Raw genomic sequence first — 17,504 nt, forward strand, 5'->3', positions numbered from 1 at the left:
TTTTCGCCGCGAAGTGAGCGTTACAGCTCGCCGCCGACGAGCGGGCGCGAAGTGAGCGTCACAGCTTGCCGTCGATGAGGCGGACGCGATGGCCGAGGTGGCGTCCCGCCTCGGCCACGAACTCCGGGCGCAGCGGCGGCCAGTTCCAGAACTGCAGCCCCACCCGCGCGAAGGCCCACGCCGCCGCCCAGTCGCCGATCGGCGCCGACCATCCACATGCGACACACGTGACGTCGCTCGGCCGGTCGGCGTGCCAGGCCGACATCGCGGTCTCGAACGGCTCCCACTGCGGGTCGCCGTAGGTGCTCACGGCCCCGCAGTGCGGGCAGCGGAACTCGTCGTCCCCGCCGCCCTGCCCGGAGTCGACGACGGTGGCCGCGGCGAACACCTCGACGCCGTTGGTCCGCATGGTGCGCAGGTGCCCGTCCGGTGTGGTGACCGCCGCCTCGTACCGTGGCCCGGGCGGGTTGCCCAGCGGCGCCCCGAGCACGCAGTCGGTCCGCTCGGCCCGCACGATGCCCTCGGCCACGAGCCACGTCAGCAGGTCGGCGGCGAGCCGCGGCGCCTCGTCCCCGGTGGCCTCGATATCCGCGATGACCTGGAAATAGTCGCCCACCAGGAGATCCTATCGTCGGGCCTGCCGCGGTGTAGCGTGCCGGGATGGAGCATGACGGTTTCGTCGTACGGCCGATCGGGCGCGTCGAGTCGCCCCTGACCGACCGCGCCGGCGCCCCGCGCCAAGGTGACGAGGGTGCGCCGGAGGCCTGGCTGGTGTTCGAGGAGCGGGTCGCCCCGGCCCTCGCCGACCTGCGCCCGGGCGACCGCGTCCTGCTGCTGACCTGGCTGCACCGCGCCGACCGGGACGTGCTGGCGGTGCATCCGCGCGGCGACCGGACCCGGCCGGAGACGGGCGTGTTCAGCACCCGCGCCCCGGACCGGCCCAACCCGATCGGGCTGCACGGGGCCGAGATCCTCGCCGTCGACGGGCTGCGGCTGCGGGTGTCGGGGCTGGAAGCCATCGACGGTACCCCGCTGCTGGACGTGAAACCGGTGCTCGGCGAGCTCGAAAGCCGGTGATCCGGCCCGTCCTGGTTCCGACAGAGCCGGGCGTGTCGCGGGGCGAGCTGCTTGGATCTTGGCGATGAACCGCTTGTGGGAGCTGCTGCCGGCCGACGTACGCGCGCAGATCGATGAGGAACTCGCCGCCGGCTCCACCGTGCGGGCCATCCAGCTGGTGCACACCAACCACGGGATCGACGTCTTCGCCGACGACCGGCCGACGCTGCAGGAGAGCCGCGAGGCGACCGAGCTGCGCCGCGACCACCTCGTGGCGGAGGGTTTGCTGCCACACCCGTCGGCGGCCGACCTGCCGTCCGTGCTCGCCCGGGTCCGGCTGCTCGCCGCGCCCGTCGAGGCGGTGCAGACCGTGTGGGTCGAGGGTGCCGACGGGCCGTACCCGCGCATGATGGCCGTGCTGCGCGCCGAGGACGGGACCGTGCGCGAGGTCGGTCTCGCCGCCCTGCCCGGCGGCGAACCGGCGGAGGTGGCCGAACTCGGGGCCGGGCTGTCGGCCGCGCTGGGGGTGCCGTTCCGCTCGGCGTCGCACTGAGTCTTAGGATTCCGCGATGCCCCTCCGGTTCGCGGTGGACCTCGGTACGTCCAACACGGTCGCCGTCGTCGACCGCGGCGACGGCTCGCCCCGGCCGCTGCTGTTCGACGGCAGCCCGCTGCTGCCCTCGGCCGTCTTCGCCGACGCCTCGGGCGGGCTGCTGGTCGGGCGGGACGCCGAGCGGCACATGATGACCGACGCGGCCCGCTTCGAGCCCAACCCGAAGGGCCGCGTCGACGACGGGGTCATCCTGCTCGGCGACCGCGAGGTGCCCGTCGCCGAGCTCCTGGCCGCGGTGCTGCGCCGCGCCGCCTCCGAGGCCGGCGGCTCCGGGCCGTTGCCGACCGTGCTGACCTGTCCGGTCGACTGGGGCAACACCCGCCGTTCGGTACTGCTCGACGCCGCCCGCCGCGCCGGACTCGGGCCCGTCACGCTGGTGGACGAGCCGGTCTCGGCCGCCACGTACTGCGTGCGCGCCCTCGGCGGCCGCCTCGCCCCCGGCCGCTGTGCGGTGGTCTTCGACTTCGGCGGCGGCACCCTCGACGTCACGGTCGTGCAGGCCCAGGGCGCGGCCCCGCTGCGGGTCCTGGCCACCGGCGGCCTGGCCGACCTGGGCGGCACCGACATCGACGACGCGCTGGTCGGCCACGTCGGCCGGCTCATCGAGCCGGACCTGTGGCAGCGGATGGCCCGGCCGCGCACGCCGGGCGAGTACCGCGACCGGCGCACGTTCTGGTCCGAGGTGCGGCAGGCCAAGGAGATGCTCGCCCGCGCCGCCTCCGCCCCGATCCACGTCCCCGGCCGCGACGGCGCCACCCACCTGACCCGCGAGGAACTGGACCGGATCGCGGGCCCGCTGGTCGACCGCGCCGTGGACGAGACCCGCCGGGTCCTGCAACGCTCCGGCGTCACCCCGGCCCACCTGGACGCCATCGTCCTGGTCGGCGGCTCCTCGCGCCTCCCACTGGTGGCGAGCCGGCTGCACGCCCGGTTCGGCCTGGCGCCGATCGTGCCGGAGCAGCCCGAACTCCCGGTCGCCTTCGGTGCCCTGCTCCTCACGGCCGGCGATCCAACCCCGACCGCAACGCCGTCGCACGGGTACCCGATGTCGGCGACAGCGCTCGTCAGCAGCACTCCCGTAGCGCCTATCAGCGCGCCGGTCGTACCGCAGCAGCCGCGGCGCCCCTCTGTGGTCATCGGGCCTGGTGTGACCATCCAGGGCAACGTGGCGATCTACGGCGACGACTCCCTCATGCCCCGCGATGATGACGACGAGCCGGAGCCCGAGCCTTCGAAGCCCCCGAAACCGCCGCGGCGGCGTGGGAGGAGCTGGCTGCGGTTCGCGGCCCTGCCCCTGCTGCCCTGGGTCATCATCATGGCCGTCACGCCGTGGGGCCGCGCGCTGTTCAACGACGGCAAGGCCAGGGTCGAGAGCCTCCTCGGTGCGACCCCGACCCCCACCGCCTCCGCGTCCGCCGCGCCGTCCACGCCGCCGCCTTTAAAGGAGTCGACGGCCACGGTGCAGCTGCAACCGAACTCCGGCAAAGCGGGCACGACCGTTCAGCTCACGGCGCACGGGTTCGCGACGGGGGAGAAGATCGAGGTCCGGGCCGGTACCAAGCTGCTCACCACCCTCACCGCCGACGACAGCGGGTCGGCCGAGGCAAGCGTGGTCATCGCGCCCGCCGGGACCAAGGCCGGACAAATCGTCGTGCAACTGCTGGGCCGGACCAGCCGGAAGTCGGCGCCGGGCAGCTTTCGCGTCACAGGTTGAGCCCGGGAGCTTGAGCGGGGGGACTACTGTCGGAATTCATGTGGCAGTGTGGGGTTTGCGGCGCGAGCAACGACGGTGACGTTGCCGCCTGCTCGTCGTGCGGTGCGCGGCGTCCGGAGCAGGGTGCACCCAACCCCGCCGCCCAGGGACTCGGGTCCTGGCCGCCCGGACAACTGCCCGCCGAGCCCCCCGTCTCCTGGCCCGCCTCGGCCCCGGCCGACGCTTTCGGCTCCTGGTCCCCGTCAAGCGGCGCACCGGCCCCGGGCGGCGACGCGCCAGCCCCGGGCAGCGGCACGCCGGCCCTCGGCAGCGACGCGCCGGCGCCCGGTGCGGAACCCCGGACCCCGCCGATGCCCAACGGTCCGACGCAACCCCTGCCCGGCGAGGATCTGGCCGCCCAGAACTGGCCCGGCGCCGGCGTGAACTACGGCCAGACCCCGACCCCGTGGGTCGCCGGCGCCCCCACCCAGCCCGTCTCGGGACCCGCCGCCAACGCCACCACCCAGCCGCAATGGGCCGGCGCCGACGCCACGACGCAGCCGCAGTGGGCCGGCGCGAGTGCCACGACCCAGCCGCAATGGGCCGGCGCGAATGCCACGACGCAGCCGCAGTGGGGCGCGGCGAGCGTGCCCGCGCAGCCGCAGTGGGTGACCAACGAGCCGCTCGATCAGGGCCCGCGCCGCCGCCCGGTGTGGATCTTCCCCGCGATCGTGGCGGTGGTGTTGCTGCTCGCCGCCGGTACCGTCGCGTTCGTCCTGCGTGACCGCATCCTCGGCGACGACCAGGCCGGCGGCGGCCCCACCACCGGCCCCACCGCGACCTCGAACCCGATCGCCCCGACCGGCACCACCGCCGCCGCGCCCACCGCGACGGCCACGGGGGAACCGACGCCGACCCAGACGACCGCCGCGCCGCCGACGGTGCCGGCGAGCGTGGGCGCGGTACGGCTGGATCCGAGCCTCGATCCCACCCAGGGCCCGGCCGTCGGCGCCGTGTTCGACAAGTACTTCGCCGCCGTCAACGCCCGCAACGCCGGTGCCGCGCTCGCCGTCATGGATCCGAACGGCTCGATCAACCAGAGCGACGCGGCGGCGGTCAAGCGGTTCACGGACGGGATCAGCACCAGTACCGACGACGATGTCTTGTTGCTCGCCCTCGGCCCCGACGGCAGCGGCAAGGGCGTGCTCCAGGCCCGGGTCACGTTCCGCAGCCAGCAGCAGGCCGGCAAGGGACCCAAGGGCCGCGAGTCGGAGACGTGCACCCGCTGGGACGTGACGTACTCGATCACCCGGCCGGGCGGCGAGTACCGCATCTGGGGCAGCACCAACGCCGGCAATCGGCCCTGTTGACCGGCGGCCAAGTGGACCTGCCGCAACCAGGGCGCGGCGGCGAGGATCGCATCTGGGGCAGCACCAACGCCGGCAATCGGCCCTGTTGACCGGCGGCCAAGTGGACCTGCCGGAACCACGGCGTGGCGGCGAGGATCGAGGCATGCGTTTCCAGCATCACGCGGCCATCTGGCGCGACTTCCCGCAGCTCGTCCCCGGCGTGCTCGCGGTCGACGGTGTCACCCCGTCCCTTGACGCCAAGTTCGAGCAATTACTGGACCGCGGCCGTAACCGGCTCACCGGCACCACCGAGAGTGCCCTGCCGGAGATCCAGGCGTGGCGCAAGGCGTTCGCGGCGCAGGGGATCAAGCCCACGCAGTACCGGTGCGCCTCGGAATCGCTGCTGCGCCGCCTTCGCATCGAGGGCGACCTGCCGGCGCTGCACCCGCTGGTCGACCTCGGCAACGCGGTGTCGGCGGCGTACGCGATCCCCGTCGCCGCCATCGACCTCGACCGCGTCGCCGGGGACCTCGAGGTGCGATACGCCGACGGCACCGAGACGTACGAGACGTTCGCCGGCACCGTCGAGCACCCCGACCCGCGCGAGGTCGTGTTCGCCGACGACGAGGGGTTCGCGCACGCCCGGCGATGGACCAACCGGCAGAGCGGCCGCTCGGCGATCCGGCCCGGGACGAGCCGCGTGCTCATCGTCGCCGAGGGCCTGCACGACACGGCCGCGGACGACGTACCGCGGCTGGTCGAGGAGTTGGCCGCGGCGCTGCGGGCGGCCGGCGCCGACGTCAGGGCCACCGCGGTGCTGTCGGCGCGGCAGCCGTCGTTCGGCTGACGGTCAGGGCCACTGCGGTGCTGTCGGCGCGGCAACCGTCGTTCGGCTGACGGTCAGGGCCACTGCGGTGCTGTCGGCGCGGCAACCAACGTTCGGCTAACATCCGCCAAGTGCTGGAGACGACCCGTGCCGTGCGCATCGCCGCCGTCATCACCGCCCTGGCCGCGCTCGCGCTGGCGTTCGGCATCCGGGCGCTCTACGGCGGGACGCTCTACAGCAACGGGGCGCTGCAACAGAACAGCGGCACCGCCCTCTACGCGTCCGCCCTCTACGCCGGCGTGGTCTTCGTCGCGCCGCGGAGCTCGCCGCTCGTGGCCGGTGCGTGGGCGATCGGCCTGTGCTGGCTCATCGAGCTTTTCCAGCTTTCAGGTGTACCGCATGAGCTCAGTCAGTACAGCATCCTCCTGCGCTTGATGCTGGGCGACGCGTTCGACTGGAACGACATGCTCTGGTATCCGGTGGGCGTGATCCCCCTGGTCCTCGTCGAATTGCTGGCGAGGACCAGGGGGCGCCGTGCTCAGGAGACGTGACCGGCGGTCCAGCACGCGGCTCCGGTGTGGCAGCCGACCAGCGCCGTGAGTGACGAGTGCAGCTCGCTCAGCCGCGCCGCCGGGAGCGAGCCCGCGGTGTTGTGCAGCTCGTTCGGGTCCGAACCGCGGTCGTAGTACTCGCGCTCGCCGTTGTCGTACTCGACATACGTGAAATCGGCCGTACGTACGGCCGAATACGTCGTTGGCATGCCGTTGCGCGCGTCCTGCACGTCCGGGTCGTCGGCGCTGGTGCCCGGGCCGTGGTGCTCGATCAGCGACGCCGTGCGCCACTCGGCCGTGGTGCCGCCGGTGAGCAGCGTGACGAGCTGCCGGCCGTCGACGTCGGTGGCGATCGGGGCACCGCCGAGGCGCTCAAACGTCGGGGCGAGGTCGATGTTCTGCACCACCTGCGGCCGTTCCAGCCCGGCGGCCACGCTCGGCCCGGCGACGACCAGCGGCACCCGGATGTCGTGGTCGAACGCGGTCTGCTTGCCCTCCACGAGCCGGTGCTGGCCCATGTGGAAGCCGTTGTCGGAGCTGAACACCACGTACGTGTTGCCGGCCACCCCGGCCGCGGTCAGGGTCTGGCGCAGGTTCGCGATCATCCGGTCGACCGCCTGCACGGCCTGCGCGCGCTTGCGGAAGTCGGTGTCGATTTTCTTGAGCTCGTCCGCGGTCAGCGGCCCGTTGCCGGCCAGCCAGCCCGGCGCGTTCGTGGGCAGCGTGTTGAAGGCGGGGCCGCGCGGCGCGGTCAGCCCCGGGAACTTGTCCAGGTCCTGCCGGGCCGGGGTGAACGGGCCGTGCGGGGCGAACGTGGCGATCTCCAGCAGGAACGGCTTGCCCGCGGCGGCCGAGCGCTTGATGAACGCCTGCCCCTTGCCACTGACGACGTCGGTGAGGTAGTCGGCGTCCGCGTTGCCGTAGGGGACCAGCTTGCCGTTCTCGTTGAGGTTGTAGTTGTACTCGCCGTAGGCGTTGCCGGCCACGTCCCACTCGCTCCAGCCCGGCGGGACGTAGAGGTCCTTGGGCAGGTACCCGTTGAGGTACTTGCCCATCATCGCGGTCGCGTAGCCCTGGCCCTGCAGCGCCGTGGCGAACGTGTGGTCCTCGTTGCCACGGTTGTGGAAGACCCCGAACCCGCCGTCGGGCGCCTCGTTGGTGAAGACGCCGGTGTCGTGCGGGAACTTGCCGGTGAAGATCGACGAGCGGGACGGGCAGCACAGCGAGTCGGTCACCGTGTAGTTCGTGAACGTGGTGCCGTCGCGCTGCAGTTGCTGGACCTGGGGCATGTACTGCACCAGGTTCCACGCGAGGTCGTCGACGAGCACGAAGACGATGTTGGGCTTGGCCGGCGCCGCGGCCGTCTCGCTGGCGGCGGCGGCATTCACGAGCCCGGTCACGGCCAGCACGGCAGCGATCAGGGCGGGCATTCTGCGCATGATTCAGCTGTACCGAATGATGCCCGTCGATAGGTTCGAGCATCGTTCGGATCGCGTCAACATGCCTTTTCGCCGCCGCGGCGGGACAGAAAACTCAGGTCGCCGTGATGACGCCGCCCCAGAGCAGCGCGATGATGATGCCGCCGACGGCCACCCGGTAGTAGACGAACGCGGCGAAGGTGTTGCGGGCGACGTACCGCAGCAGCCAGGCGATGCTGACGTAAGCCACGATGAAGCTGATGACGGTGCCCACGCCGGTCTGCACCCAGCCGACGGTGTCCGCGATCTCGTCGGAGCGGGTCACCGCCTCCAGCACGCCGCCGGCGGTGAGCGCCGGGATGCCCAGGAAGAACGAGAGCCGCGTCGCCGTCACCCGATCGAGCCCGCGGAACAGCGACGCGCTGATCGTGGCGCCGGAGCGCGACACGCCGGGGATGACCGCGATGCACTGCGCGAGCCCGATGATCAGCGAGTCCTTCCACGTCACCGTCGACTCGCCGCGCTCCTGCTTGCCCAGGTGGTCGCCGAGCGTCATCACGATGCTCCACAGCACCAGCCCGCCGGCCACGAACCACATGCTGCGCAGGGCGCCCTCGATGTAGTCCTTGAACAGCAGCCCGACGATGATGATCGGGATCGACCCGACGATCACGTTGATCGCCATCCGCCAGTCCTCGCCCTGCCGCTGCTCGGCCTTGAACAGCCCGCGGAACAGCGCGGTGACGAACCGGATGATGTCCTTGCGGAAGTAGATGACCGCGGCGAGGATCGCGCCGACCTGGATGACCGCGGTGAACGCCGTGACGCCCTTGTCGTCGATCGGGATGCCCATCAGCTTCTCGGTGATGGTCAGGTGCCCGGTCGAGGACACCGGGAGGAACTCGGTCACGCCCTCCACGACGCCCAGCACGATCGCTTCCCAGATCTGCAACGCCGTTCCTCCTCGTCGCGCCCGACTTCGCCGCCAGGGAACTTACCGGACGCGCCTGAGAAGGCTTTCAGTCACGGTGGTGCTGATTCGCGTGCCCGGCCGCGAGCTCCTCCCGCAGCTCCGCCAGGTGCTCGGTCCCGGCCGGCAGATCGAGCCGATCGAGCAGCTCCAGCGCCGGTTGGATCTCCAGCGAGCCATAGACGTCATGGAAGCTGTACAGCACGCCCCCGAACACCGCCGCCCGCAGCCGCTCGTGCTCGGCCGCCAGCTGGTACACCGGATACTTGAGCTTCCACGGCACCGGCCCGCTGACCTTGAGCACCGCGCCCGCCCGCCGCTGCAGCCCCTCGTCGTCCTCCCCGAGCCGCTGCGCGTCGCGCCCCAGCACCTCGTGAAACGCCCGCTCGACGGTGGCGATGTCCTCGAACCAGTCCACCCACAGCGAGTACAGCACCGCCTCACTGGGCCGCGGCTGCTCCAGATACTCCCGCAGCGCCTGCCAGTGCGTGTCCCACAGCGCCTCGTCCTCGGTGGCGTTGACGAACCACCGCAGCTCGACGAGCACCCAGTACGCGTTCAGGATCTCCAGCAGCCCCAGCCCGACCTCGAGCTTCTCCGCCGCCGAAAGTTCCTCGTCCCCGCGAATCTCCGGCATCAGATCACGGGCGGCGTCATCCGGATCACCCTCCGTGTCGAGGCTGTGCGCGGCCAGCCATTGCCGGGTCCGTTCGCTGCGTGCAGTCTCCACGATCGACAAGTATCGCCGGTCCCGCATGATCCCGCGCGACCCAGGATCCGCACCGTGACCTGTGCCCCACCCGAACGGGTCAGGCGGCCGCCCCAAGATTCCGTCTGAGCTCGTCAATGGCCCGCTGCGCCGCCCGCAACTCCCGCCGCGCCGCCTCGAGATCAACCGGCGCCGCCGCCGCGAGCGCCGCGTTGCGAATGTAGGTCGACAACGGCACCCCGGCGGCGTTCGCGGCGTCGATGACGCTGGAGATCTCGCCGGGAGCGAACCGCACCGACACCACCGACCGAACCTCGGAGGCCGGGACCCACTCGCTCGGGACCACCTCCCCGGCGACCTCATCCCGGTGCTCGTAAAGGTCCTCGGCCTCGGCCTCCATCTCCGCGACGGTGTAGCCGGTCTCCTCGTCGATATCGGTTGGCTTGATCATCTCTTCTCCCATGCGGTGATCGGACGTGCCGAGTGCAATTCCGCGTCGTAGATGAACGCCACCGCCAGCCTCCGGCCGGCGCGGGTCTTGCCGTATGCGACGTGCGTCGACGTTCGTCCGCGCAGGTTCCGGCGGATGGTCGGCCGGCTCAACAGCACCTCTTCGATCTCAGCCGACGTGGCCCGCTTGGTCGCGTACGTGCTGTTGAGGCCCCAACGGATCAGCAGGATTTTGACTGGAGGCATGCTCTGTCCCCTCAGGGTAATACGCGGCGACTGCGTTCGTATTACGGAGAGGGCCTCTTCTCCACATGGGATGACAATAAGGCCAAGTGGCCACACGGCCAAACGTCAGAGTGGTTGGACGCCGAGGGGGAGGGGGCCGGTGGCGACGTGGGTCAGGAGCGTCGTGCGCAGGGCCTGGGCGGCGTGCGAGAGGACCGACTCGCGCCGCTGAGCCAGCGCGATCGTCCGGTGCACGCCCGGCGCCACCAGCGGCGCCGCGTGCAGCAGGGGCCGGTTCACGATGGCCATGCTCGGCACGAGGGCAACGCCCAGGCCCGCCTCGACGAAGGCGAGCACCGCGTCCATCTCGCCGCCCTCCACCGCGTACCGCGGCGTGAACCCGGCCCGGCGGCAGGCTTCGAGGGTTGTGTCGCGCAGGTCGTAGCCCGTGCGGAACATGACCAGCGGGGTGTCGCGGAGCTCGGCCAGGGCGACCCGGTCGGGCAGCGGCGCGACCGAGGCGACCACCAGGCTCTCCCGCAGCACCGGCACCGTCTCCAGGGCCGGGTCGGTGCCGCGGGCCGGTTCGACGATCAGGGCCAGGTCCAGGCCGTGGCCGACCAGGGAGGCGACGAGGTCCTGCGAGCCGCCCTCGTCGACGTGCAGCTCGATGTCCGGGAAGCGGGCGTGGAAGTCGCGCAGCACGAGCGGTACCAGCGAGGTGCAAAGACTCGGGGTCGCGCCCACCCGGACGCGGCCGCGGCGGAGGCCGACCACCTCCTGGACGGCGTCGCGGGCGGTGTCGGCGTCGGCGACCACCTGGCGGGCCAGGGGTAGGAGCGTTTCGCCGGCCGTCGTGAGGACCACGCCGCCCCGCGAGCGGTCGAACAGGGGGGCGCCCAGCGCCGCCTCCAGGGTGTGAATTTGTTTACTCAGCGTGGGTTGGCTCACACCCAGCTGTTCCGCCGCGCGGGTGAAATGTCGTAGTTCGGCGACGGACACGAAGTATCGGAGCTGTTGCAGCTGCACCTCGATAGCTTATGGCTATGGGGACTGCGAGATTCATGCATTGGACGAATCGTGAAGGCCGCCCCTAGCGTCGGCGGAGTGGCGGTAATGACGGCAGAACGGGCGACTCCGGCAATCCGGAAGAAGAAGGCATCGTCCGTTGCCCTGAAGCTCCTGATGGCGGTCACCGGCATCCTGCTGGTGCTGTTCCTGTTCGCGCACATGGCCGGCAACCTGAAGATTTTCATCGGGGCCGAGTCGTTCGACCACTACGCGCACTGGCTGCGTGACCTGGGTGCGCCGGCGCTGCCGCACGAGTGGTTCCTGTGGATCCAGCGCGGCGGGCTGACGGCCGCGGTGCTGCTGCACATCTTCGCCGCCGTGGTGCTGGCCCGCCGGGCCCGCGCCGCCCGCCCCGTGCGCTACGCCCACCGGGCCAAGGTGCAGGGCAGCTACGCGGCCCGGACGATGCGCTGGGGCGGCGTCATCATCGTGCTCTTCGTGATCTTCCACATCCTGGACCTGACCACGGGCACCGTGAACCCGGTCGGCGATCACGAGCACCCGTCGGCCAACGTCATCGCCGACTTCGCCCCCGGCCGCTGGTACGTGACGCTCTTCTACACCCTCGCGATCGTGGCCGTCGGCTTCCACCTGCGGCACGGGCTCTTCTCCGCGGTCCGCACGCTCGGCCAGCAGTCGCCGCGCGGCGAGCGGATCGCCCGGGCGGTCGCCCTGGTGCTGTCGCTCGTGCTGGTCGTGGGCTACCTCTCCGTACCGTTCGCCGTTCTCACCGGGCTGGTGAAGTGATGATGTGGACCGAGGGCGACCCCGTCGCCGACACCGCCGCGCCGGACGGGCCGATCGAGACCCGCTGGGAGCGCCGCCAGTTCGGCGCCAAGCTGGTCAATCCGGCCAACAAGCGCAAGCTCACGATCATCGTGGTCGGCACCGGGCTGGCCGGGGGATCGGCGGCGGCGACCCTGGCCGAGGCCGGATACAAGGTCCGCTCGTACTGCTACCAGGACAGCCCCCGCCGCGCCCACTCGATCGCGGCGCAGGGCGGCATCAACGCGGCCAAGAACTACCGCAACGACGGCGACTCGGTGTACCGGCTCTTCTACGACACCGTCAAGGGCGGCGACTTCCGGGCCCGCGAGTCCAACGTCTACCGCCTGGCCCAGGTCTCGGTGAACATCATCGACCAGTGCGTGGCGCAGGGGGTGCCCTTCGCCCGCGAGTACGGCGGCCTGCTCGACAACCGCTCGTTCGGCGGCACCCAGGTGTCCCGCACCTTCTACGCCCGGGGACAAACGGGCCAGCAGCTGCTGCTCGGCGCGTACCAGGCCCTGGAGCGCCAGATCGCGGCCGGCAACGTGGAGATGAACGCCCGCCACGAGATGCTCGAGCTGATCGTGGTCGACGGCAAGGCCCGCGGCATCGTCGTGCGCGACCTCGTCACCGGCGAGATCACCACCGACCTCGCGGACGCGGTGGTGCTGGCCTCCGGCGGGTACGGCAACGTCTTCTTCCTCTCCACGAACGCCAAGGGCTGCAACGTGACGGCCTCGTGGCGCGCGCACCGGCAGGGTGCCCTGTTCGCCAACCCCTGCTACACGCAGATCCACCCGACCTGCATCCCCGAGTCGGGCACGCACCAGAGCAAGCTCACGCTGATGAGCGAGTCGCTGCGCAACGACGGCCGGGTCTGGGTGCCGGTGCGGGCGGGCGACCACCGCGCCCCGGCCGAGATCCCCGAGGACGAGCGCGACTACTACCTCGAGCGGATCTACCCATCCTTCGGCAACCTGGTGCCGCGGGACATCGCCTCGCGGGCCGCCAAGAACGTCTGCGACGAGGGCCGCGGTGTCGGTCCGGGCGGCCTCGGCGTGTACCTCGACTTCGCCGACGCCATCACCCGGCTGGGCCGGCCGGCGGTCGAGGCCAAGTACGGCAACCTGTTCGAGATGTACGAGCGGATCACCGGCGACGACCCGTACGTGACGCCGATGCGCATCTACCCGGCCGTGCACTACACCATGGGCGGGCTGTGGGTCGACTACGACCTGCAGTCGAACATCCCCGGCCTGTTCGTCGTCGGCGAGGCCAACTTCTCCGACCACGGCGCCAACCGGCTGGGCGCGTCCGCGTTGATGCAAGGCCTGGCCGACGGGTACTTCGTGCTCCCCAACACCATCAACGACTACCTCGCCGCCGGGCCGTTCCCCAAGGTCGACGCCACGCACGAGGCGGTCGTGGCCGCGCGCGGCGCCGTCGAGGAGCGCCTCACGAAGCTGCTGGCCGTCAACGGCGACCGCACCGTCGACTCCTTCCACCGCGAGCTCGGCCACATCATGTGGGAGTACTGCGGCATGGAGCGCACCGAGGAGGGCCTGACCAAGGCCCTCGGGCTCATCCGCGGGCTGCGCGAGGAGTTCTGGACCCGGGTCAAGGTGCCCGGCACCGGCGAGCAGCTCAACCAGAACCTCGAGCGGGCCGGCCGCGTCGCCGACTTCTTCGAGCTGGCCGAGCTCATGTGTGTCGACGCCCTGCACCGCGCCGAGTCGTGCGGCGGGCACTTCCGCGCCGAGAGCCAGACCCCGGACGGGGAGGCCATGCGGCACGACGACGAGTTCTCCTACGTGGCCGCCTGGGAGTTCGCCGGCACCGGCGAGCCGCCCGTCCTGCACAAGGAAGCGCTCGAGTTCGAGTACGTCCACCCGACCCAGCGGAGCTACAAGTAATGGACATCAAGCTGCGCGTATGGCGCCAGGCGGGCCCGCAGGACAAGGGCAGGATGGTGACGTACCAGGTGAAGGACATCTCCCCGGATGCCTCCTTCCTGGAGATGCTCGACGTGCTCAACGAGCGGCTGATCATCGAGGGCCAGGAGCCGATCGCCTTCGACCACGACTGCCGCGAGGGCATCTGCGGCATGTGCGGCATGATGATCAACGGCGTCGCGCACGGCCCGCTGAAGGCGACCACCACCTGCCAGCTGCACATGCGGCACTTCAACGACGGCGACACCATCGACGTCGAGCCCTGGCGGGCCGCCGCCTTCCCGGTCGTGCGCGACCTGGTCGTGGACCGCGGCGCGTTCGACTCGATCATCCAGGCCGGCGGCTACATCACCGCCCCGACCGGCGCCGCACCCGACGCGCACGCCACGCCCGTACCCAAGGTCGACGCTGACGCCGCGTTCGAGGCGGCCACCTGCATCGGCTGCGGCGCGTGCGTGGCCGCCTGCCCGAACGGCTCGGCGATGCTCTTCACCGCGGCCAAGGTCGGCCACCTCGGGCTGCTGCCGCAGGGCCAGCCGGAGCGCGACACGCGGGTGCTGAGCATGATCGAGGCGCAGGACGAGGCCGGCTTCGGCGGCTGCACCAACGCGGGTGAGTGCACCACGGTGTGCCCCAAGGGCATCCCGCTCACCCTGATCGGCCGGCTGAACAGCGACTACCGCAAGGCGGCGACCGGACGGCGCGGATAAAGTACCGACTCATGCAGCTGTCGGAGCTCGCCGGGCGGCGGGTGGCGGTGTGGGGTACCGGCCGGGAGGGCATCGCCGCGCTCGACGCGATCGCCCCGGTCGGACCCGCGTCCCTCATCGCCGTGCAGGACAAGACCACCTTCCTGGCCGCCGCGGGGTGGGACCGCGACGTCCCGCTGTTCCAGGGTGAGGCGATGGGCCCCGCGCTGGACGGCGTCGAGGTCCTCGTGCGGTCCCCGGGCGTCGGCGAGTCGAACCCGTGGATTCAGGAGCTGCGCCGGCGCGGGGTCGCCATCACCGGCGGTACCGCCCTGTGGATGGCCGAGCACGCCAACCAGACGATCGGCGTGACCGGTTCCAAGGGCAAGAGCACCACCACGACGCTGATCTCGCACCTGCTCACCGCGACCGGCCGCCCGAACGAGCTGGGCGGGAACATCGGCATCGCGGTCCTCTCGCTGCCGCCGGCCGAGCGGTACGTGCTGGAGCTGTCGATGTACCAGTGCGCCGATCTGCAGCATTCGCCCCGCGTTTCGGTGGTCACCTCGCTGTTCGAGGAGCACCTGGACTGGACCCGCGACGGGCTGCCGTCCCAGTACTACGCGCACAAGCTCAACATCGCCATGCACGGGCCGGAGGCGGTCGTCTACAACGCGACCGACCCGACCCTGCGCGCCGAGCTGGCCGCGCGCCCCGGCCTGCCGCTGGTGCCGGTCGAGCCCGCGGTGGCCGACGGCTGGGTCGTGCGCCACGGCGAGAAGCTGTTCCCGCGCGAGGCGTTTCCGTTGCGCGGTACCCACAACACCGGCAACCTCTGCGTGGCGCTGGCGGCGCTGGAGGCGGCCGGCGTCGACGTGGCCGGCGAGCGGGCGGCGATCGAGGCCGGGCTGCGCTCCTACACGCCGCTGCCGCACCGCCTCACCCCGATCGCCGACCCGTCCGGCATCGAGTTCGTCAACGACTCGCTGTCGACCGCGCCGCAGACGACCATCCACGCCATCGAGGCCTACGCCGGGCGGCCGCTGGTGGTGCTCGTCGGGGGCCAGGACCGCGGGATCGACTACACGCCGCTGCGCGATTATCTGCGCGACAAGGCCGTACACCTGACGCTTGTGGCAATTCCCGACAGCGGCGAGCACATCCTCGATGTGGTGGGGGACCTGCCCGGGGTCGGCCGGGAGGTGGCCGAGGACCTGCCCGCCGCCGTCGCGCGCGCCCGGGAGCTGGTGCCCGCGGGCGGGGTGGTGCTGCTGTCGCCGGCCGCGCCGAGCTACGGCCGCTACGACAACTACGAGGCCCGGGCCAAGGCGTTCATCGCCGCGGTCGAGGCCACCCGGGTCACAGGTACGGCCGGGTGAGCAGCTCCAGCCCGTGCCCCGCGGGGTCCATGACGTAGAGCCCGCGCCCGCCGTGCTCGTGGTTGATCTCCCCGGCCCGCTGCCGCTGCGGGTCGGCCCAGAATTCGCGGTGCTGGTCGCGCAGCCGGGCGAGGGCCCGGTCGAACAGCTCGTCGTCGACGAGGAACGCGTAGTGCTGCATCTGGATCTCCACCGGCGGCTCGGCGAACTGCAGCAGGACGCCGTCGGCGAGCTGGATGTTGGTGAACGGCCCCCAGGACGGGGCCTCCGCCGCCTCGAGCAGCTCACGGTAGAACCGCGCGGACTCGCCACGGTCGGACGACGCGATGATGGTGTGGTTGAAACTGGCCGGCATGTGCAAAAAGCTCCTCACTGGTACTTCCGACAGGACGCGAAAAACTCGCCCGCGAGGGGGTCCGCGTGTCGGGGCCGTGAGGCGCGCCGGGATCAGTGGTCCACCGGGTCACCAATCCGTGCGTGGCTGGTCGCCGGTCCGGTGTTCACGGACCGAACATAACATGGCCGGCGGTCACTGGGCCGGCGTGACCGGGTGCACCTCCAGCCCCTCGCAGCCCGGGCCGGACCACGGCACGACGGTCGACTCGGTGTCGTCGGGCGGGATCACCAGCAGGCTCGCGAACGGCAGGCAGGCCGGGCTGGCCGACTCGTACGCGAACGCCTCCACGGTCGCGGTCGCCGACTTCCCGACCGGGATGGTGACGGTGGCGATGGAGCCCGGCCCGGCCAGGTACCCGGACAGCGTGCGCCTGGCCTCCGCGAGTGGCTCACCCCGCGCGTTCATCGCGTCCACGCCCGGGTAGCCGCGCATCCGGCACGGGGCGGTGCCGGCGTTGATGAACACGATGACCTGGCTGTAGTGGCCCCGGTCGGCCGCGGTGGTGCCGGCCGAGACGCGCAGGCCGGTCTTCGTGCGGCACGGGACCGTGGCGGCGCCGGTCGTGCCGGTCGCGCTGCTCGCGCTGGCCGGCGGGCTCTGCGGGCCGGTCGTCGCCGGGGCGGCGCTCGGGGGCGGGGCCGGCGTGGGGCTGACGCTCTGCGCGGGCAGCGGCGGTTCCGGGTCCGGGCTGTTCCGAAGAGCCAACGCCGCACCGGTACCGAGCACCGCCAGCGCCAGCACCGCAACGCTCGCCCGCTGCGTGGCGCTGCGCCGGTGGGCCCGGCGGCGGATGTCGGCCACCGGCGGCGGCGCGACGGCGCGCTCGGCGTGCCGGGCCAGACCGAGCAGGTGCCGGTCCAGGTGCTCGTCCACGTTCGGTTCCGTCATGCCGCACCGCCAACGAAGGTGTCGCCGAGTGTCGCCGCCAGGGCCTTGCGGCCGCGGGAGAGCCGCGACTTCACGGTGCCGATGGCCACGCCCGTCTCCCGGGCGATGTCGTCGATCGCGAGGCCGACGAGGTGGTGCAGGACGAGGACCCGGCGCATGTCCGGCGGCAGTTGCCGCAGCGCGTCGACGAGGGCCACGTGGTCGGGGCCGGGGTCGGGCACGTTGTCGGGTATGCCGTGCCGGCGGTGCGCGGCGAGCCGGTTCACGGCCCGGCGCCAGTTGCTCACCGCCAGCCGGTAGGCCACCGTACGCACCCATGCCTCCGGTTCCAGATAGGCGGAGACCGTCGCCCAGCGCTGCCACGCCCGGATGTAGGCGTCCTGGACCGCCTCCTCGGCCGCGCCGAGATCGCCGGTCATCGCGTACAGCTGACCGACGATCCGGCGGTAGCTGCCGGAGTAGAAGTCGTCGAAGTCGGGGGCCCCCGTCATGTGTCGCCT

At 71.7% G+C, this 17,504-nt stretch carries 20 protein-coding genes; 10 read left to right on the forward strand and 10 right to left on the reverse strand.

Features of this window, described 5'->3' with window-relative positions:
* Positions 1 to 58 precede the first annotated feature (58 nt).
* Positions 59 to 616 carry a hypothetical protein gene (locus ACQP00_RS13490; protein ID WP_433218811.1) on the reverse strand — a complete coding sequence of 186 codons (558 nt, stop codon included), beginning with the start codon at positions 614 to 616 and terminating at the stop codon, positions 59 to 61.
* 44 nt (positions 617 to 660) lie between these two features.
* Here ACQP00_RS13490 and tsaA point away from each other — a divergent pair, with 44 nt between their 5' ends.
* The 6 genes from tsaA (at position 661) to ACQP00_RS13520 (ending at position 6,088) form a co-directional block, all read left to right on the forward strand.
* Positions 661 to 1,077: a tRNA (N6-threonylcarbamoyladenosine(37)-N6)-methyltransferase TrmO gene (gene tsaA, locus ACQP00_RS13495; protein ID WP_433218813.1), complete on the forward strand. Its 417-nt coding sequence runs from the start codon at positions 661 to 663 to the stop codon at positions 1,075 to 1,077.
* 64 nt (positions 1,078 to 1,141) lie between these two features.
* Positions 1,142 to 1,609 carry a hypothetical protein gene (locus ACQP00_RS13500; protein WP_433218815.1) on the forward strand — a complete coding sequence of 156 codons (468 nt, stop codon included), beginning with the start codon at positions 1,142 to 1,144 and terminating at the stop codon, positions 1,607 to 1,609.
* A 16-nt stretch (positions 1,610 to 1,625) separates the two neighbouring features.
* Positions 1,626 to 3,383 (forward strand): Hsp70 family protein, encoded by a 1,758-nt coding sequence (locus tag ACQP00_RS13505; protein WP_433218817.1) that lies wholly within the window; start codon positions 1,626 to 1,628, stop codon positions 3,381 to 3,383.
* A 350-nt stretch (positions 3,384 to 3,733) separates the two neighbouring features.
* Positions 3,734 to 4,732 carry a hypothetical protein gene (locus tag ACQP00_RS13510; protein ID WP_433218819.1) on the forward strand — a complete coding sequence of 333 codons (999 nt, stop codon included), beginning with the start codon at positions 3,734 to 3,736 and terminating at the stop codon, positions 4,730 to 4,732.
* Positions 4,733 to 4,874: 142 nt separating this feature from the next.
* Positions 4,875 to 5,558: a B3/B4 domain-containing protein gene (locus ACQP00_RS13515; protein WP_433218820.1), complete on the forward strand. Its 684-nt coding sequence runs from the start codon at positions 4,875 to 4,877 to the stop codon at positions 5,556 to 5,558.
* A gap of 110 nt (positions 5,559 to 5,668) precedes the next feature.
* Entirely contained in the window at positions 5,669 to 6,088 is a 420-nt protein-coding gene (locus tag ACQP00_RS13520) for a DUF2809 domain-containing protein (RefSeq protein ID WP_433218822.1), read from the forward strand.
* Here the strand turns inward: ACQP00_RS13520 and ACQP00_RS13525 are convergent.
* From ACQP00_RS13525 to ACQP00_RS13550, 6 genes are all read right to left on the reverse strand, one after another.
* Positions 6,076 to 7,527: a sulfatase family protein gene (locus tag ACQP00_RS13525; RefSeq protein ID WP_433218824.1), complete on the reverse strand. Its 1,452-nt coding sequence runs from the start codon at positions 7,525 to 7,527 to the stop codon at positions 6,076 to 6,078. The two genes, ACQP00_RS13520 and ACQP00_RS13525, sit on opposite strands and share 13 nt — an antisense overlap.
* A 94-nt stretch (positions 7,528 to 7,621) precedes the next feature.
* On the reverse strand, positions 7,622 to 8,458 hold the full coding sequence (locus ACQP00_RS13530; RefSeq protein ID WP_433218826.1) for an undecaprenyl-diphosphate phosphatase: 837 nt from the start codon (positions 8,456 to 8,458) through the stop codon (positions 7,622 to 7,624).
* A gap of 67 nt (positions 8,459 to 8,525) precedes the next feature.
* Entirely contained in the window at positions 8,526 to 9,206 is a 681-nt protein-coding gene (locus ACQP00_RS13535) for a hypothetical protein (protein WP_433218828.1), read from the reverse strand.
* A 79-nt stretch (positions 9,207 to 9,285) separates the two neighbouring features.
* Positions 9,286 to 9,636 carry a hypothetical protein gene (locus tag ACQP00_RS13540; RefSeq protein ID WP_433218830.1) on the reverse strand — a complete coding sequence of 117 codons (351 nt, stop codon included), beginning with the start codon at positions 9,634 to 9,636 and terminating at the stop codon, positions 9,286 to 9,288.
* Positions 9,633 to 9,881 carry a hypothetical protein gene (locus ACQP00_RS13545; RefSeq protein ID WP_433218832.1) on the reverse strand — a complete coding sequence of 83 codons (249 nt, stop codon included), beginning with the start codon at positions 9,879 to 9,881 and terminating at the stop codon, positions 9,633 to 9,635. The genes ACQP00_RS13540 and ACQP00_RS13545 overlap by 4 nt, the downstream gene beginning before the upstream one ends.
* 105 nt (positions 9,882 to 9,986) lie before the next feature.
* Positions 9,987 to 10,895 carry a LysR family transcriptional regulator gene (locus ACQP00_RS13550; protein WP_433223842.1) on the reverse strand — a complete coding sequence of 303 codons (909 nt, stop codon included), beginning with the start codon at positions 10,893 to 10,895 and terminating at the stop codon, positions 9,987 to 9,989.
* 150 nt (positions 10,896 to 11,045) lie between these two features.
* Here ACQP00_RS13550 and ACQP00_RS13555 point away from each other — a divergent pair, with 150 nt between their 5' ends.
* From ACQP00_RS13555 to murD, 4 genes are read left to right on the forward strand one after another with little or no spacing between them, the layout of a single operon-like run.
* Positions 11,046 to 11,678, forward strand: a complete 633-nt coding sequence (locus ACQP00_RS13555; RefSeq protein WP_433218833.1) for a succinate dehydrogenase cytochrome b subunit — start codon at positions 11,046 to 11,048, stop codon at positions 11,676 to 11,678.
* Positions 11,675 to 13,612 (forward strand): fumarate reductase/succinate dehydrogenase flavoprotein subunit, encoded by a 1,938-nt coding sequence (locus ACQP00_RS13560; RefSeq protein ID WP_433218835.1) that lies wholly within the window; start codon positions 11,675 to 11,677, stop codon positions 13,610 to 13,612. Before ACQP00_RS13555 ends, ACQP00_RS13560 begins: the two co-directional genes overlap by 4 nt.
* Positions 13,612 to 14,361 carry a succinate dehydrogenase/fumarate reductase iron-sulfur subunit gene (locus tag ACQP00_RS13565; protein WP_433218837.1) on the forward strand — a complete coding sequence of 250 codons (750 nt, stop codon included), beginning with the start codon at positions 13,612 to 13,614 and terminating at the stop codon, positions 14,359 to 14,361. The genes ACQP00_RS13560 and ACQP00_RS13565 overlap by 1 nt, the downstream gene beginning before the upstream one ends.
* An 11-nt stretch (positions 14,362 to 14,372) precedes the next feature.
* Entirely contained in the window at positions 14,373 to 15,719 is a 1,347-nt protein-coding gene (gene murD, locus ACQP00_RS13570) for a UDP-N-acetylmuramoyl-L-alanine--D-glutamate ligase (protein ID WP_433218839.1), read from the forward strand.
* Here murD and ACQP00_RS13575 read toward each other — a convergent pair.
* The 3 genes from ACQP00_RS13575 to ACQP00_RS13585 all read right to left on the reverse strand — a co-directional run bounded on the left by ACQP00_RS13575 (position 15,700) and on the right by ACQP00_RS13585 (position 17,495).
* On the reverse strand, positions 15,700 to 16,074 hold the full coding sequence (locus tag ACQP00_RS13575) for a VOC family protein (RefSeq protein WP_433218841.1): 375 nt from the start codon (positions 16,072 to 16,074) through the stop codon (positions 15,700 to 15,702). The genes murD and ACQP00_RS13575 overlap by 20 nt on opposite strands.
* A gap of 174 nt (positions 16,075 to 16,248) precedes the next feature.
* Positions 16,249 to 17,004, reverse strand: coding sequence for a DUF4232 domain-containing protein (locus ACQP00_RS13580; protein ID WP_433218843.1), 756 nt, complete (start codon positions 17,002 to 17,004; stop codon positions 16,249 to 16,251).
* Positions 17,001 to 17,495 carry a SigE family RNA polymerase sigma factor gene (locus ACQP00_RS13585; protein WP_433218845.1) on the reverse strand — a complete coding sequence of 165 codons (495 nt, stop codon included), beginning with the start codon at positions 17,493 to 17,495 and terminating at the stop codon, positions 17,001 to 17,003. Before ACQP00_RS13585 ends, ACQP00_RS13580 begins: the two co-directional genes overlap by 4 nt.
* Between the last annotated feature and the right edge of the window lie 9 nt (positions 17,496 to 17,504).

The organism is Dactylosporangium sp. CS-047395, from assembly GCF_050942185.1.
In the GTDB taxonomy this organism is placed as follows: domain Bacteria; phylum Actinomycetota; class Actinomycetes; order Mycobacteriales; family Micromonosporaceae; genus Dactylosporangium.

Coding starts and splice junctions, on each gene's coding strand:
- tsaA (WP_433218813.1), top strand. CDS start 661: ATGGAGCATGACGGTTTCGTCGTACGGCCGATCGGGCGCGTCGAGTCG.
- ACQP00_RS13500 (WP_433218815.1), top strand. CDS start 1,142: ATGAACCGCTTGTGGGAGCTGCTGCCGGCCGACGTACGCGCGCAGATC.
- ACQP00_RS13505 (WP_433218817.1), top strand. CDS start 1,626: ATGCCCCTCCGGTTCGCGGTGGACCTCGGTACGTCCAACACGGTCGCC.
- ACQP00_RS13510 (WP_433218819.1), top strand. CDS start 3,734: ATGCCCAACGGTCCGACGCAACCCCTGCCCGGCGAGGATCTGGCCGCC.
- ACQP00_RS13515 (WP_433218820.1), top strand. CDS start 4,875: ATGCGTTTCCAGCATCACGCGGCCATCTGGCGCGACTTCCCGCAGCTC.
- ACQP00_RS13525 (WP_433218824.1), bottom strand. CDS start 7,527: ATGCGCAGAATGCCCGCCCTGATCGCTGCCGTGCTGGCCGTGACCGGG.
- ACQP00_RS13540 (WP_433218830.1), bottom strand. CDS start 9,636: ATGATCAAGCCAACCGATATCGACGAGGAGACCGGCTACACCGTCGCG.
- ACQP00_RS13545 (WP_433218832.1), bottom strand. CDS start 9,881: ATGCCTCCAGTCAAAATCCTGCTGATCCGTTGGGGCCTCAACAGCACG.
- ACQP00_RS13555 (WP_433218833.1), top strand. CDS start 11,046: ATGGCGGTCACCGGCATCCTGCTGGTGCTGTTCCTGTTCGCGCACATG.
- ACQP00_RS13565 (WP_433218837.1), top strand. CDS start 13,612: ATGGACATCAAGCTGCGCGTATGGCGCCAGGCGGGCCCGCAGGACAAG.
- murD (WP_433218839.1), top strand. CDS start 14,373: ATGCAGCTGTCGGAGCTCGCCGGGCGGCGGGTGGCGGTGTGGGGTACC.
- ACQP00_RS13575 (WP_433218841.1), bottom strand. CDS start 16,074: ATGCCGGCCAGTTTCAACCACACCATCATCGCGTCGTCCGACCGTGGC.
- ACQP00_RS13580 (WP_433218843.1), bottom strand. CDS start 17,004: ATGACGGAACCGAACGTGGACGAGCACCTGGACCGGCACCTGCTCGGT.
- ACQP00_RS13585 (WP_433218845.1), bottom strand. CDS start 17,495: ATGACGGGGGCCCCCGACTTCGACGACTTCTACTCCGGCAGCTACCGC.